Raw genomic sequence first — 14,680 nt, forward strand, 5'->3', positions numbered from 1 at the left:
ACAAAGACATGAATAACGGACGGAACCGTTCAGAGAGAGGGATCGAGGCTGCAAGTCCCTTCGGCAACGCTGTTTATTTACCACTTTAGAGCTTTGGATGGGAACAACGAGCTTATCTCGGTCAGTATCATCCAACGAATCATTCCCGTTACCGAATGCTCAAGGACTGATCTGAGGAAAAGCCTACGACAGAGCATTGCGGCATATGATGCTGTAATTGTAATCGCGTAAGCATCATCAGCAGTTGAATGAGGGTGGAACCACGGGTTACTAATTGTCTATAACACTCGTCCCTTTACAGGGCGGGTGTTTTTTATTTTTTCAGACAAATTCAATAGGCTGTGTTGTGTACGGTGAAGACGGGAAGAACGTGTAATTGTTTGTTTCCTAGCCGGCATAAAGAAGATTGACAGCAGATTGAATGATGCCATATAAACTGGGAGGAATCGCAAATGTCTAACGTAAAAGTAACATTTCCAGACGGTGCTGTTCGTGAATATGAGCAAGGCACTACAATCGAAGATGTAGCGGGTTCAATTAGCAGCGGCTTGAAAAAGGCTGCACTAGCGGGGAAACTGGATGGCAAGGTTGTTGACCTGTATACGCCGATTCAAGAAGATGCCAAGATTGAAATTGTAACGGCAGACTCAGAAGACGGGCTTGAAGTGCTTCGCCATAGTTCAGCTCACTTGACAGCGCAAGCAATCAAGCGCTTGTACAAGGATGCGAACGTGAAGCTTGGTATCGGTCCCGTTATCGAAGACGGCTACTACTATGATATTGACCTTGATATTTCTTTGACTCCTGAGGATCTGCCGAAGATCGAGAAGGAAATGCAGCGTATCGTGAACGAGAACTTGCCAATTCAACGCCGTGAAGTATCTCGTGAAGAAGCTCTACGCATCTTCACAGAAATCGGTGATGAGTTGAAGCTGGAGCTTATCAACGACTTGCCAGAGGATTCTGTGATCACTATTTATGACCAAGGTGAATTCTTCGACTTGTGCCGTGGACCTCACGTCCCATCTACAGGCAAGTTGAAGGTATTCAAGCTCTTGAACTTGGCGGGTGCTTACTGGCGCGGCAACTCGGACAACAAGATGCTGCAGCGTATTTATGGAACAGCATTCTCGAAGAAAGCACAGCTTGATGAGTACTTGCACTTCTTGGAAGAAGCGAAGAAGCGCGATCACCGTAAATTAGGCAAAGAGCTCAAGATCTTCTCCTTCTCCCAAAAAGTTGGACAAGGCTTGCCGCTCTGGCTGCCAAATGGTGCGACATTGCGCCGTACGATGGAGCGCTACATCGTGGATATCGAAGAACGCTTGGGATACAGCCATGTGTATACACCGGTGCTTGCGAATGTGGAATTGTACAAAACATCCGGCCATTGGGAACACTACCAAGAGGATATGTTCCCAACCATGGTTATGGATAACGAAGAGCTTGTTCTGCGTCCAATGAACTGCCCGCACCATATGATGGTGTACAAGTCTGACATGCGCAGCTATCGTGAATTACCAATTCGTATCGCCGAGTTGGGAACGATGCACCGCTATGAAATGTCCGGGGCGCTCACTGGCTTGCACCGTGTTCGTGCTATGACATTGAACGATGCGCATATCTTCTGCCGTCCGGATCAGATCAAGGAAGAGTTCGCACGTGTTATTAATTTGATTCGCCGCGTATATGACGACTTCGGAATTAAGGATTATCGCTTCCGCTTGTCTTATCGCGATCCGCAGGATACAGAGAAGTACTTCCCAGACGACCATATGTGGGAAATGTCTCAACGCATGCTGCGTGAGGTTGTTGAAGAATTGGGTCTTCCATTCTACGAAGCAGAAGGCGAAGCTGCATTCTACGGACCGAAGCTGGATGTACAAATTAAAACAGCGCTTGGCAAGGAAGAGACACTGTCGACTGCACAGCTGGACTTCTTGCTTCCTGAACGCTTCGAGCTGGAATATGTCGGCGATGACGGACAGAAGCATCGTCCTGTCGTTATCCACCGTGGTATCATCAGTACGATGGAGCGCATGACTGCATTCTTGCTGGAGAACTTCGCAGGGGCGCTTCCGCTCTGGCTCTCTCCAGTTCAAGCGAAGGTCATTCCAGTATCGCCGAACTACGAAGAGTATGCGAAGGAAGTAACGGAATCTCTGCGTGATGCAGGTATCCGTGCTGAAGCAGATGTGCGCAACGAGAAGCTTGGCTACAAGATTCGTGAGGCACAGCTGGAGAAAACACCTTACATGCTCGTCGTCGGTGAAAATGAGAAGAACAATGGTGCTGTATCCGTGCGTAAGCGTGGAGAAGGCGACCTTGGCATGAAGCCGGTAGCAGAAGTGGTTGCACTGCTGCAAGAGGAAATCCGTACGCGCCATATTGCGCAGGCTGCTCCACAAGAAGATTCACAGAAATAAAGGGCGAGCTAAGAGCACCCTTGTCATAGAGAAGCTCTCGTCTTAGACGGGTGCTTCTTTTTTTTTTGATTCGCGGCATTCATTACTAAAGTTCCTTAAAATCTTACGTGACAATATTGTAAGCTCCGCATAAGGTTAATCGCACGATATCATTTGTATCTTGCTCTATAATTGAATATATCATCATGAGATGAAACACAAACGGAAAGAAGTGATTGGACGAATGAAACTCACAGGAAGACAATTGCTACATACGACAATAGCATGTGCAATGGCATTTACCCTGCTTGCAGCTCCGCTAACATCTGGTGGCACAGCTTATGCACAGGAGGCCGCGGCGGATCAAGTCAAGACGATTAGCACAGCAGGAATGCAGTCTCAACAACAAGCAACTTCACATATCCAATACAATATCCAAGCGAAGCTGAATACGGACGACATGACCATTACAGGCAAGCAGACGGTGAAATACCGCAATACGTCTGAGGATAAGCTGAATGATGTTGTATTCCGTCTGTTCGCAGATGCCAATCGTTCGAAGGATACGCAATCGAGCATGTTCGTGCGAGCAAATGGGGAGATTGCGAAGGAATACCCAGATAAGAAACCAGAGGATTTCCTTGGCGGTATTGATATCATTCGTGTGAAGGATGCTTCGACCGGTGCGACCCTAGCTACCACAAATGAGAAGCAGGCGCTTACGGTTCAGTTGGCAAAAGCGTTGGGCAAGGATGAAGAAGTAACGTTAGAGCTTGAATATAAAACGAAAATTCCATTTGGTTCACAGCGCTTGTCCTACTATAAGGACATCATTAATGGGGCGCATTGGTTCCCGGTTATGTCTGTGTACGATGAAGCAGCACATAAGTGGAATAAGGCCCCATATAGTAAGACATTCGAAACGGATTACTATGAGGTTGCCGACTATACGGTTGCAATGGATGTTCCAGACAAGCTGCAAATCGCGATGCCTGGACAAATGTCGGAGAAGTCTGGTGAAGCTGGCCGCAAAATCGTAACGACGAAATCGGACAAGACGCGCGAGCTCGTGTTCTTCTCCAGTGAGAAGTTCCATAAAGCCAGCAAAACCAAGAATGGCTTAACGATTGAATATGTATATTACAACGACAACAATGATCCAGCGAAGACAGCGGTTATCAATAAATATATTGATGAGGCATTTAAAGCGATTGAATTTTTTGGCGATAAATTCGGCAAGTACGAGTACCCCGATTTTCGGATCGTGGAATCCCATGTAGAAAATGTTGCTGTTGAATTTGCTCGCCTTATTCAAATGGGGCGGGTAAGTCCAAATGCTGTTCCTGAAAAGGATTCCGTCTTTGTTCATGAGATTGCGCACCAGTGGTTCCATTCCATCATCGGCAACGATTCTGAAACCGAGTCGTTCTTGGATGAAGGGTTTGCTGATTTTTCCAGGGTGTATTACTATGATGCCCAGGGCGACAAAATGAATGGATTTGATAGTGCCCGCATCGAAACATTCTCATTGGATCGGGCTATCAATTCTCCGAATGACAAGGCTGGAGATTCCCCGGATGCGCTGTACTATAAAAAAGGTCGCCTTGCGATCTATGAATTGTATCGTACTGTTGGGCAAGAGAAGTTCGATGCCTTTATGAAGGAATATTTCAATCGCTATGCGTATCGAAACGCAACCGTAGCGGGACTGCTTCAAACGATTGAGGATCAGTTTGGCAAGGCTGTTCGTGATCGAATGGATGATAACTTAAACAAGCCTAATTATGAGCTCAAGCCGGAATACCAGATGACGGAAGCTGAAATGGCGGAGTATATGCGATTGTCGCTTGTGGGGATATATGATGGGATCGATCAGTCCTATCCTAAGTTGCCGAAAGAGACAATGTACAAGGTGCTTAACAAGGCGATGCATGGAGAACCGCTAGCGATCATATACAGTAGTCCTGTGAGCGCAGAAGCGAAAAAGCAGCAAGAGCAATTTTTCGAGAATATTTCCAATGTGTTGGACATGGGCGGCGTTAAGCCTGTGATCTTGAGTGAGAAGCAGGCTGTGAAAAAACAGTTGGAGACTTCTCTGGCAAAGAGCAATGTCATTGTAATCGGTAATCCGAAGTCCAATTCATTTATCCAAGCATTGAAGCCAGCGATTATTGCAAAGGCTGAACAAGCGGGCTTCCCTTGGAAGGAAGTAATGAACACAAAAGGGCTGCTGGGTGGCTACGGAATTATGCATCCGTACAATAAAGATCGTCTAGTGGTGCATTATTTCTGGACAGATGATCATATGACGCAGAAGTCAGCAGAGCAGTTGTTAGCGGGAATTGGCATGCAGAGCTTGTCGGTTATGAGCAATTTCCAACAGCATATTGTGAAAAAGGCCGACGGCTCTATTTATAAAGATAAGCATGTTGAAAATCCGATTGCCAAGTTTTTTGAACAAGCCGAGTAATCAACAGTAAGGAATAGCATATTGGATTAATCAATCCAAGACAAATGAAGCAAGAATGTAAGACATGGGCTGCAGAATAATTCTGCAGTCTTTTTTTTTTTTTTTATCACTATCTTCATGAATATTATGTTAGGTTATATTACATGTAATTTGTATAACTTGACGCATTTCATGCATTTTATAACATAACCCATTGATTTGCACAATTTACCTTTATATAATTCCTCTAACAACAAGATTTTGTGTAATAAAATATAACATATAAATAGCGAGGAGTGTAGAGAAAATGAGGATGAACAAAGACAAGAGCCTTAATCGGAGTAGGAGCAGACGTTTTGCTTCGGCGACTGGTGTGCTTGGTGCTGGATTTGCATGTTTTAGCCTATTTCCGGATGCTGTCAGTGCCGCGGGGGAGGCTTCTGTGCAATCACTGGAATCTGGTCTGAACGCACTGTGGATAATGCTGTCGGCTATACTGGTGCTGCTTATGCAAGCGGGATTCATCCTGCTGGAAGCAGGGTCTGCACGAATGAAGAACGCAGGTCATATTGCCGCAAAAACGGTCATTACGGTTGGGCTTGGCTCTCTTGTATTTTGGGCAGTCGGCTATGGCTTGATTTTTGGTATGAATGGCAATTCGTTTATTGGTTGGGGTGATTTCTTCTTTACTCCAGCTTCCTCTACAGGGTTACCACCTTCCGTATTTTTTACCTTCCAATTAGCCTTTGCTGCTGTGTCACTCTCGATTGTGTGGGGTGGATTTGCCGAGCGCGCGCGATTGTCCGCTTACATTTGGTTTGCGATTCTGTTCACGGCATTGATTTACCCAGTGGTTGCTCACTGGATATGGGGAGGTGGCTGGCTTGCGATGCATGGGAAGCAGGATTTTGCTGGTTCTACGGTTGTGCATTTAACAGGGGCTATGGCTGCGCTGGCTGCGACATTGCTTTTGAAGCCGCGCATGAACAAATACGATTCAGACGGTTCGTCCAAGAAAATAAAAGGTCATAACCAAGTATATATAACGCTCGGTGTGCTTCTGCTGTGGGTGGGGTGGTTCGGTTTTAATGCAGGAAGTACGTTGTCGATCGGTGATGGATTTTTTGGATATGTCGCCATGAACACACAGCTTGGAGCTGCAGCGGGGGCTGTTGCGGCGCTTGCTATTAGTTGGCTGCGCAGTGGCAAGGCAGATGTGCCTACCCTCTTGAATGGAATGCTGGCGGGCTTGGTTGCGATCACAGCTTCGTGTGCATTCGTGGAGCCTTGGGCGGCCATCGTAATTGGTTTGGCGGCTGGTATTCTAGTGTACTACAGTGCGCTCTGGTTCGATCGTCTGCGAGTTGATGACCCAGTCTCAGCCTTGTCGGTACATGGGGTAGCAGGGGTATGGGGCACGCTGTCCAATGGGATATTCGCCACTTCGGCATTGGCGGAGAAGGTTGGTGTAGGCCAAGGAGGCTGGCTGGATACAGGCAGTCTGCATCAGTTATGGGTGCAAGCCTATGGGATTCTAGCGGCGGGCGGATTTGCATTTGTCTCTTCTTACGTGCTGTTGTATGCAGGGAAACGGTTGTTTGGCTTGCGTGTCAATGCGGAGCAAGAGCGTATCGGCTTGGATTTAAGTGAACATGGCGAGTATGGCTATCCTGAACATTTTGAACATGTTGATCAAGACATGCAAGAATCGCTCAGAACGGAGTCAGATGAGGAAAGCGCGAAGCAGTATTCCGGAGGATTGAATGAAAGAATCTCTTGATCTAAAGGGGGCTATCCTTACGACAGGTGTTTGCCCACAAATAACAGCGACCAGGCTCATTTTGAGAACCCGGTCGCTAATCCTGCTGTGTTCAGCGTTCTTTCTGCTTCTATTTCGTTGCTTTTTCACCTTTGGAGGCATTATTGCGCAAATGTAGATAAACCGTATGTTTTGTGATTTTCAGCGCATTTGCCACAAGAGTGACCGCATCCCTTAGGTTGAATACGCCCCGTTCATGCAGCAGTCCGATAATATGCTTGTTCCGGTTCGCATAAGAGATGTCCGGAGAAGCATCAACCTCTTCGATCGTTCGCTCAATCGTTTCTTGAATCATATCCTCCACGGATGAAGCAAAATGCTCGGACTGCTCCCTTGCTTCCATATCCGGTTGCGGCAGGAAGGTTTGCAGCACATCAGCAAAAGATTCGTCAATATTCATGTTGATGCAAAGCAAGCCGATAATCTTGCTGCTATCACCCCGAATCGCGATCGTGCTGGACTTCATCTGACGATTATTCTTGCTTCTCGTAAAATAGCTGAGCGACTGCTTCCCATTGGATTGTTCAATTTCTTGCAGCATTTGCAAAGCAATATTGGTAATAGGCGCTCCCAGTTCCCTGCCTGTATGATGCCCATTTGCGATTTTGACAACCGAATGCTGATAATCTTCCAAACTATGAAGAACAATTTCAGAAGCAGGCCCCAAATAGTTAGCTAATCCCTCTACTACTGCATCGTATGATTCCAAAATTAAATGATCTCGCTCTGTAAATCTTGTATTCATTGCATCAAGTCCTTCCCTAGACAACCCGAATTTGACTAGAAGATTTCTTTGTCATTCGAGAAATATTATATTGCTTGATACAACACAATAATGAAGCTCTGGACAATCTTACAATCAAAAATAGTTGATGGAATAAAATGAAGTTGATTATATCAACAATTAGTAGTGATAAATTACTATTATCATAACGCGAACTTCAACCGCAATCAATCCCTGATTCATCTCTACTTTCCAATATCATCCGTTAGACATTCGCTATGAGTTTTACGATATGAAATAGGGAGACGTGCCGCACTTATAAAGATAGTAAAGCGTTTTCCTTTTCCATTCTGTTTCCGTATTTCTTGAATTATTAGTCATAGCAAACTGCTTAACAAAGGTAAATTGCAGCAATTATCGAAAATATGTATAAAAGAATTGTGTAAATAAGGAAAAGTTGATACAATCAAATTGAAGTTGATTGACTCAATTATTTTTGAGTTTATTAACTAATAATCATTTTATTTAGAATGTATTTCAATCAATCTTATCGCAGTATAAATGTACTTTTAATGTTTTGTAAGCGGTTACTACACTTTGTACCCATGAAGGAGGAGCGTCACGTATGGACATCGTAATCGGTACAGCCCTACTATTGCTTGTATTGTCCCTTTTCTCCCTTTTCAGCTTCAAAGCACCTAACGGCATGAAGGCAATGGGAGCCCTAGCAAATGCGGCAGTTGCCAGTTTTTTGGTAGAAGCATTTCAAAGTTATGTAGGTGGCGATTTGTTTGGCTTCAGTCTTGCCAAGGAGGTTGGGCTCGCTTCCGGCAGTATGGGCGGTGTGGCCGCAGCTGCATTGGTAGCGCTTGCAATGGGCGTTTCCCCTGTCTATGCTCTGCTGCTTGGGGCAGCTTGTGCGGGAACAGGATTGCTGCCTGGTTTCATTGCTGGTTATCTCGTATCATTCCTTGTCAAACTGATTGAAAAGAAAGTCCCGGATGGACTTGATCTCATCGTCTGCATCATTGTTGCTGCACCGCTCGTTAGATTTGTAGCAAACATAGCAACACCAGTAGTCAATGCGACACTGCTTAATATTGGCGGCATCATTACGACGGCGGCTAATGATAATCCAATCGTGATGGGTATCGTGCTTGGTGGAGTCATAACCGTCGTGGCAACCGCACCGCTCAGCTCGATGGCGCTTACTGCCATGCTGGGACTTACGGGCTTGCCGATGGCCATCGGAGCCTTGTCCGTCATGGGATCATCCTTTATGAACTTCGTCTTTTTCCATCGTATGAAGTTCGGTGACCGCAAAGACACAATTGCGGTGGCGATTGAACCATTAACGCAAGCAGACATCATATCAGCCAATCCGATTCCGGTGTATGTAACCAACTTTCTAGGAGGGGCGATGGCTGGGGTCGTCGTGGCATTGTTCAATCTGACGAATAATGCGACAGGTACGGCAACCCCAATTGCGGGACTCATGGTCATGTACGGCTTCAACGACCCGCTTACGGTAACGATTGCGGCAGCCCTTTGTGCCCTTTGCGGCATCACGGCTGGTCTCATCGGGTCGCGAATCTTCAAAAACTACAAGATTCGCACAGTCGCCGAGATTCGCGGCACCGCGCCGGCTCCTAAGCCTGCAGCCACGGCGGGCGCTGAAGTAGCGTAAACCAGATCAAGATATAACGAAGTTAGAAGCATCAATCATTCATCAATTCTGTGTAAGAGGAGGATTGTTATGCCGTTCACATCTGTATTTGATATTATCGGCCCTATCATGATCGGTCCATCCAGTTCGCATACGGCAGGAGCCAATCGAATTGGACGTGCAGCCCGCAATCTGTTCGGACGGCTGCCAGAATCCGTCACGGTTACCTTATACGGTTCATTTGCGAAAACATACAAAGGGCATGGGACAGATATGGCAATCGTAAGCGGAATCCTGGACTTTGACACGTCAGACGAGCGAATTCCGAATGCCCTCAGCATCGCAGAAGAGCAGGGTGTTCGCATTACTTTCGTGACATCAGAGGAGGAGAATGAGCATCCGAATACGGCACGCCTCACGTTGCGGGACAAGCGCGGTGCGATCGAAGTCGTCGGTGTGTCAATCGGTGGAGGCAGCATGGAAATCCGTGAAGTCAAGCAATTGGATCCGAACCCAGCCGGCAGAATCCCGGCCATGCTTGTCCTGCATGAGGACAAGCATGGTGCCGTGGCGAATGTAACCTCGCTGCTTGCACAGCATCATATTAACATCGGATATATGGAAGTGTCCCGTTCAGGTAAAGGCGAGAGCGCCTTGATGGCCATCGAGCTTGACCAAGCGGTTGATGTGACTGTAATCAATCGTATGCATTCGCTCCCTCATATTAAAGAAATATGGCAAGTGCAAACCTACCAGCGCACGAGCGCGGAAGGAGGACAATCATGTTCCATAGCGTAGCCGAGCTTGTCCGGTTGGCCGAAGAAAAGCAGTGTAAAATATCCCGCGTCATGCTGGAGAGAGAAGTAGCGCTTCGGCAGGTGTTGTTCCAGGGGTTTTGTTCGCCGTCAAGGAGAAGCTGAACCCTACGCGGGAGCAAATGCTTGAATTTCTATTTACGGCAGGCGCATTTGGATTTGTTATTGCGAACAATGCCTTCATCGCGGGCGCGGCGGGCGGCTGCCAAGCGGAGGTTGGGTCCGCAACGGGAATGGCTGCTGCGGCAGTCGTGGAAATGGCAGGCGGAACACCACAGCAATCGGCAGAAGCGATGGCGATTGCACTCAAGAATATGCTGGGATTAGTATGCGACCCGGTAGCAGGACTTGTAGAAGTCCCTTGCGTGAAGCGGAACGGAGTCGGTGCTTCGTCAGCGGTCGTTGCCGCGGATATGGCTTTAGCCGGCATCAAAAGCAGAATACCGGCCGATGAGGTGATTATGGCCATGTATGAAGTTGGACGTTCCATCCAAGCTCCTTCCGCGAAACTGCCGAAGGCGGTCTGGCCAACACGCCGACCGGCCGCAAGCTGGAACAGCTCGTGCTGGGCCAATAACACGAACGTCAAAGTTCCCCTGGACGCTTGTTTGGCTAATATACCATGAGATGAAATTCAACGTTACGTTCATGTAAGGCAAAGGCAGGCAATCGCCTGCCTTTTTTCTGTCTTCGCATTTTAGTCTCAGTTCCCCTATCATTACATATCGCTTAAGATTGCTCCCATCTTTCATTCAGAATTTGTTCAGTGCCATTGATTAGGATAGAAGGAAGTCGTTCGTGTGGGTAAAATTACCAAGTGAACGGCTCAAACTTATTTATGGAAAGGAGAGGGAGCGATTTGAGGAGGACACTAAGAAGGGCACAGGCGTCTATATGGGCGCTGCTGCTCGTCTTGAACATAGTGCTCCTGCCTGTTACGGCGCATGCGAACGCAGATGGTAACGACTCACAAGGAATTCAATTGCGATTAAGCAGCAGTATGGACACTGTGCTCACAGGAGCAACCTTTACCTACACAATTGATTACAGTCTATCGAGCACGACAGAGGACTATTCTAATGCGGAAATTGTGCTTCCCTTGCCTGAGGGCATCGTATTCGAGGAAGTGCAGGGTTCTGAACATGTCGTAAGCAAACATGAGAATGTGGGCGGCGTGGATAAGGTGACGTTTACATTCAAAAATCCTACCCCATCCGGCGCGACGGGAAAACTGCAGGTGAAGGCTCATTTCCCTAACCACACAACGCCTGACGGGACTGCCGGAACGACAACGGCAACATTCCTCCACCATCCCGGAAGCTTGCAGGTTGAATCGAACCCTGTAACAGTTACAGGGAAGGCATCTGCGGACTGGGTACTTACTAAGGAGCGAATCGTACCTGTTGAAGGTGTGAAGCCGCAGCCAGGAACGGAAGTCGTCTACGAAATTACGCTGAAGGACAACAAGAATCCGGCAGACAAAGACGGCAATCTCAACATTGACCATGTAGTAATTACTGACGTTCTGCCGCCTGAAGCCGAATTCTCCAAGGCAGCCCCCGCGCCTGATTCCATACAGGGTCAGACCCTGACATGGAAGATTGATGCGAAGGAGCTCAATAAGGAGAAAATAACGGATCGTTCCAAAAGCATACTCGTTACGGTTTTGTATCCTAAAGATAAGGTGATTGATCCGAGCACCGGCAACACGAAAACGGTGGTGAATACGGCCAAAGCATCTTATCAGCCTTTGGGAGATGCAGCCAAGGAACTGACTGCGAAGACTGAACACGACTTTATCAAGCAGCCTGGCGGAGGAATATGGATTTACAAGCAAATCTGGAGCGGTCAGGAGAAGGAATTGTCGGAAGGCCAGGAAGTCAGCTTTTTTATTGGCGGAGTAGGGAATGGAGCCAATGTCCCTCTGGATAAAGCCGTCATGACAGATATGACGCCGAAGGGCATGAAATTGCAATATATCCGCATACCAGCCTTTGACGGTACAGATAAAGATGAGTACGAAATTCAGTACACGTCGAAAAGCACGCCTGTTGAGGGCGATTGGAAACTCTGGAAGGAATTAAATTTTAAGACACAACACAAGCTGTTGGCAGCAGATCTGAACGCTGACATTCAAGGCATTCGCCTTGTTTTGGGAGACGTACCCGTTGCGTTCCGTCCGCAAGATGTTTTAGAACTTCGTTACCAATTAACCTCTTATGATCGTGTCAAACATGATGATTATAAGTATGGCGATTTCCCTCGACTGACAGAAAAGTACCCGAACGATGACTTTACCTATCTGGACAAAAATAACGGCCTTCCTACGAACGAAGAAGCCAAGCAGCACCCGAAGCAGTGGAAACAAACGATTAACTATGCAAGCATGGAATACAGCTTCAATGGTGAGAAGACCGAGTATTTGACGGGGGTTAAGGTGTTGGCGGTGGATAAGCGTCCGCTGCTGGAAGTGGATAAATCGGTTGTGAGTGGAAAAAGTACTTCCCCAGGAGGCACGGTAACTTATAGGATCGTTGTCACCAATGCCAGTCCGATTGATGTTCCGTTTCGCGATCCGGTTGTAACGGATCTGCTGCCGAAAGAATTGGAATATGTGCCGGACAGCTTGAAGCTAGGGCCGCTTAACGGCAAGCAGGTGCCTGCCCCTACGTTCTCAGAAGCCCAGAAGGATCAGCAAGGGCGTACGCCGATTACATGGGCGTGGGGTACAGAAGGCAGCAACTCCTTGACGCTGCTGAAGGGCGAAGCGCTCACCTTTACCTTCGAAGCGAGAGTGAAGCCGGATACCCCGACGGGCGAAGTTTACAATGAAGTTGAGGTAACATCAGAACGGCACAACTATATAAACGGGTTGACCAACTTCAAGAACCAGCGCTATAAGCAAGAGAACGGCAAGTGGTATGTATACAACGGAGATAAAATTGATGTGAACGGCATCGATAGCTTGATCTCCGAAAAATGGGTTCAAGGGGATTTGGATAACGGGCAATGGTCTAAGTATCCAAATATCGGCAATGTTGCGCCAGGCGGAGAACTTAAGTATAAGATCTCTGTAACGAACCGGGGATCAATTGGCGTCAAAAACCTTTTGATCGTAGATGCGCTTCCGCATATTGGCGATCACGGGGTCATCGACAAATCGTCGCGAGGCAGCAAGTGGACCCCGATTCTGAAGGAGCCGATATCGCCTCCGAACGGTGTAACGGTATATTACAGCGCCGATGAAGAGATATCGATGATAGGCGGCAACTGGGATAAAGAGCCTCCGCAAGATATATCGAAGGTGCGAGCCTTAAAGTTCGAATTCGCTGATGATGTCATACTGGCTCCTGGCCAATCCAAGGAATTGACATGGACAATGCGTGCGCCTGTTGACACGCCTGCAAGCGATGATCAGATCGCATGGAATTCCTTCGGATACACCGCGACTCCGGTCATTAGCGATAAGGCTATGCTCCCGGCAGAGCCGCTCAAGGTCGGCATTAAGATAAAGGACGATCCAAAGGGAGAGATTGGGGATTACGTCTGGTACGATGAAAATGGCAATGGGATTCAGGATGAAGCACCGGATCATGGTGTGAACGGCGTTCGCGTCGACCTGCATCGCGAGAGTGACGGCAAGGTAATACAAAGCACTGTAACTGGCAATAATCACGAAAGTCAGCCAGGATACTATCTGTTTACTGGCTTGGATGCGGGCAAATACTACGTTACGTTCCACTTGCCGGAAGGCTATGATGCATTTACGGTGAAAGATGCAATAACGAATCCAGGGAAGAACTCCAAGGCTAATGTGGAAGGCAGAACAGACATCATTACACTGGAGCAGGGCGGCAAAAACCATAACATTGACGCAGGCCTAATTAAGAAGGATATTCCATCTATTCCGGGCAAGGGAGCCATCGGCAAATATGTATGGATCGACACGAACGGCAATGGGATTCAAGATGAGAATGGTACTGGATTAAATGGGGTTGTGGTCGAATTATATAACCACAATAATGAGAAGCTGACTACGACTGTCACTCATTCCGTGTATTACAGCTCGGTGACAAATTCGGTCTATGATCCGACTGTCACGGGATCGGTCTACGATCCTGCCGTGACCGATTACGTGTATCAGTCTGGTTACTACTTATTTAATGATTTGGATCTCAGTACTTATAAGATTCGATTCATTGCCCCAGAGGGGTATTCGTTCACGAAACGGGTTCAGGGAGATGATCGCGTACTCGATTCTGATGCGGATCCGAATGGCTGGTCAGACAACATCGTACTTACGGCGGAACGACCACGGGATCTAACGATTGATGCGGGACTTATTGTAAGAACGGTCAATCCAGATCCGGAACCGGGAACGGGCGGATCTACTAATCCTGGAGGTGGGGGTTCTACCAATCCTGGAACGCCTGTAGAGCCAGGCAAACCGGGCAATCAGGAACGGCCGACTATTCCAGGTACAATCGTAGAAACCAAACCTGGGAATCCAGATGGCGATACGAATCCCGAACCAGGCGAAGCGACAGAGCCGGATAGCGATACGAAGCCAGATAAGGGTCAAGGTACTGATAAAGAGCCAGCTGAAGGAACGAATGAGGATGAAGCGGACGGTACCGATTTGGGTGGGAAGCAGGACGTTGATCGGCAGCCGAACCGCCCGAACGTCTTGCCTCAGACTGGTGAGCAAGCGCCGATTGAACCAATCATCGGTATGTTCTTGTGCGTCGCTGCTATCATCATGTGGAGATTAAGCAAAAGAGGGGCAGCAGATCGTTAACGAA

Annotated in this window: 8 protein-coding genes and 1 pseudogene; 8 read left to right on the plus strand and 1 reads right to left on the minus strand. The window is 47.6% G+C overall.

The window, feature by feature from the left end; genetic code table 11:
* The first annotated feature begins 452 nt into the window (after positions 1-452).
* The 3 genes from thrS to ABN764_RS21690 all read left to right on the plus strand — a co-directional run bounded on the left by thrS (position 453) and on the right by ABN764_RS21690 (position 6,634).
* The gene (gene thrS / locus ABN764_RS21680; protein ID WP_072731406.1) at positions 453-2,426 is read left to right on the plus strand and encodes a threonine--tRNA ligase; all 1,974 of its coding nucleotides are present in this window, start codon (positions 453-455) and stop codon (positions 2,424-2,426) included.
* A gap of 223 nt (positions 2,427-2,649) precedes the next feature.
* Positions 2,650-4,875, plus strand: a complete 2,226-nt coding sequence (locus tag ABN764_RS21685) for a M1 family metallopeptidase (protein ID WP_446673079.1) — start codon at positions 2,650-2,652, stop codon at positions 4,873-4,875.
* A 286-nt stretch (positions 4,876-5,161) separates the two neighbouring features.
* Positions 5,162-6,634, plus strand: a complete 1,473-nt coding sequence (locus ABN764_RS21690) for an ammonium transporter (protein WP_446673080.1) — start codon at positions 5,162-5,164, stop codon at positions 6,632-6,634.
* Positions 6,635-6,743: 109 nt separating this feature from the next.
* Here ABN764_RS21690 and ABN764_RS21695 read toward each other — a convergent pair whose 3' ends face one another.
* A complete protein-coding gene (locus tag ABN764_RS21695) occupies positions 6,744-7,418 on the minus strand; it encodes a helix-turn-helix transcriptional regulator (protein ID WP_446673081.1) in 675 nt (224 codons plus the stop codon).
* 604 nt (positions 7,419-8,022) lie between these two features.
* Here ABN764_RS21695 and ABN764_RS21700 point away from each other — a divergent pair.
* The 5 genes and pseudogenes from ABN764_RS21700 (at position 8,023) to ABN764_RS21720 (ending at position 14,676) form a co-directional block, all read left to right on the plus strand.
* Positions 8,023-9,084: a PTS sugar transporter subunit IIC gene (locus tag ABN764_RS21700; protein ID WP_028531868.1), complete on the plus strand. Its 1,062-nt coding sequence runs from the start codon at positions 8,023-8,025 to the stop codon at positions 9,082-9,084.
* 69 nt (positions 9,085-9,153) lie between these two features.
* Positions 9,154-9,861, plus strand: a complete 708-nt coding sequence (sdaAB, locus tag ABN764_RS21705; protein ID WP_446673082.1) for an L-serine ammonia-lyase, iron-sulfur-dependent subunit beta — start codon at positions 9,154-9,156, stop codon at positions 9,859-9,861.
* The gene (locus tag ABN764_RS21710) at positions 9,846-9,983 is read left to right on the plus strand and encodes a hypothetical protein (RefSeq protein WP_155987214.1); all 138 of its coding nucleotides are present in this window, start codon (positions 9,846-9,848) and stop codon (positions 9,981-9,983) included. Before sdaAB ends, ABN764_RS21710 begins: the two co-directional genes overlap by 16 nt.
* Positions 9,926-10,455, plus strand: a pseudogene (gene sdaAA, locus ABN764_RS21715) (L-serine ammonia-lyase, iron-sulfur-dependent, subunit alpha); the annotation flags it as partial. The gene ABN764_RS21710 and the pseudogene sdaAA, both read left to right, overlap by 58 nt.
* 282 nt (positions 10,456-10,737) lie before the next feature.
* Entirely contained in the window at positions 10,738-14,676 is a 3,939-nt protein-coding gene (locus ABN764_RS21720; protein WP_446673083.1) for an SdrD B-like domain-containing protein, read from the plus strand.
* Positions 14,677-14,680: the final 4 nt, after the last annotated feature.

This window comes from Paenibacillus wuxiensis (assembly GCF_040195695.1).
Classification (GTDB): Bacteria; Bacillota; Bacilli; order Paenibacillales; family Paenibacillaceae; genus Paenibacillus_B; species Paenibacillus_B suaedae.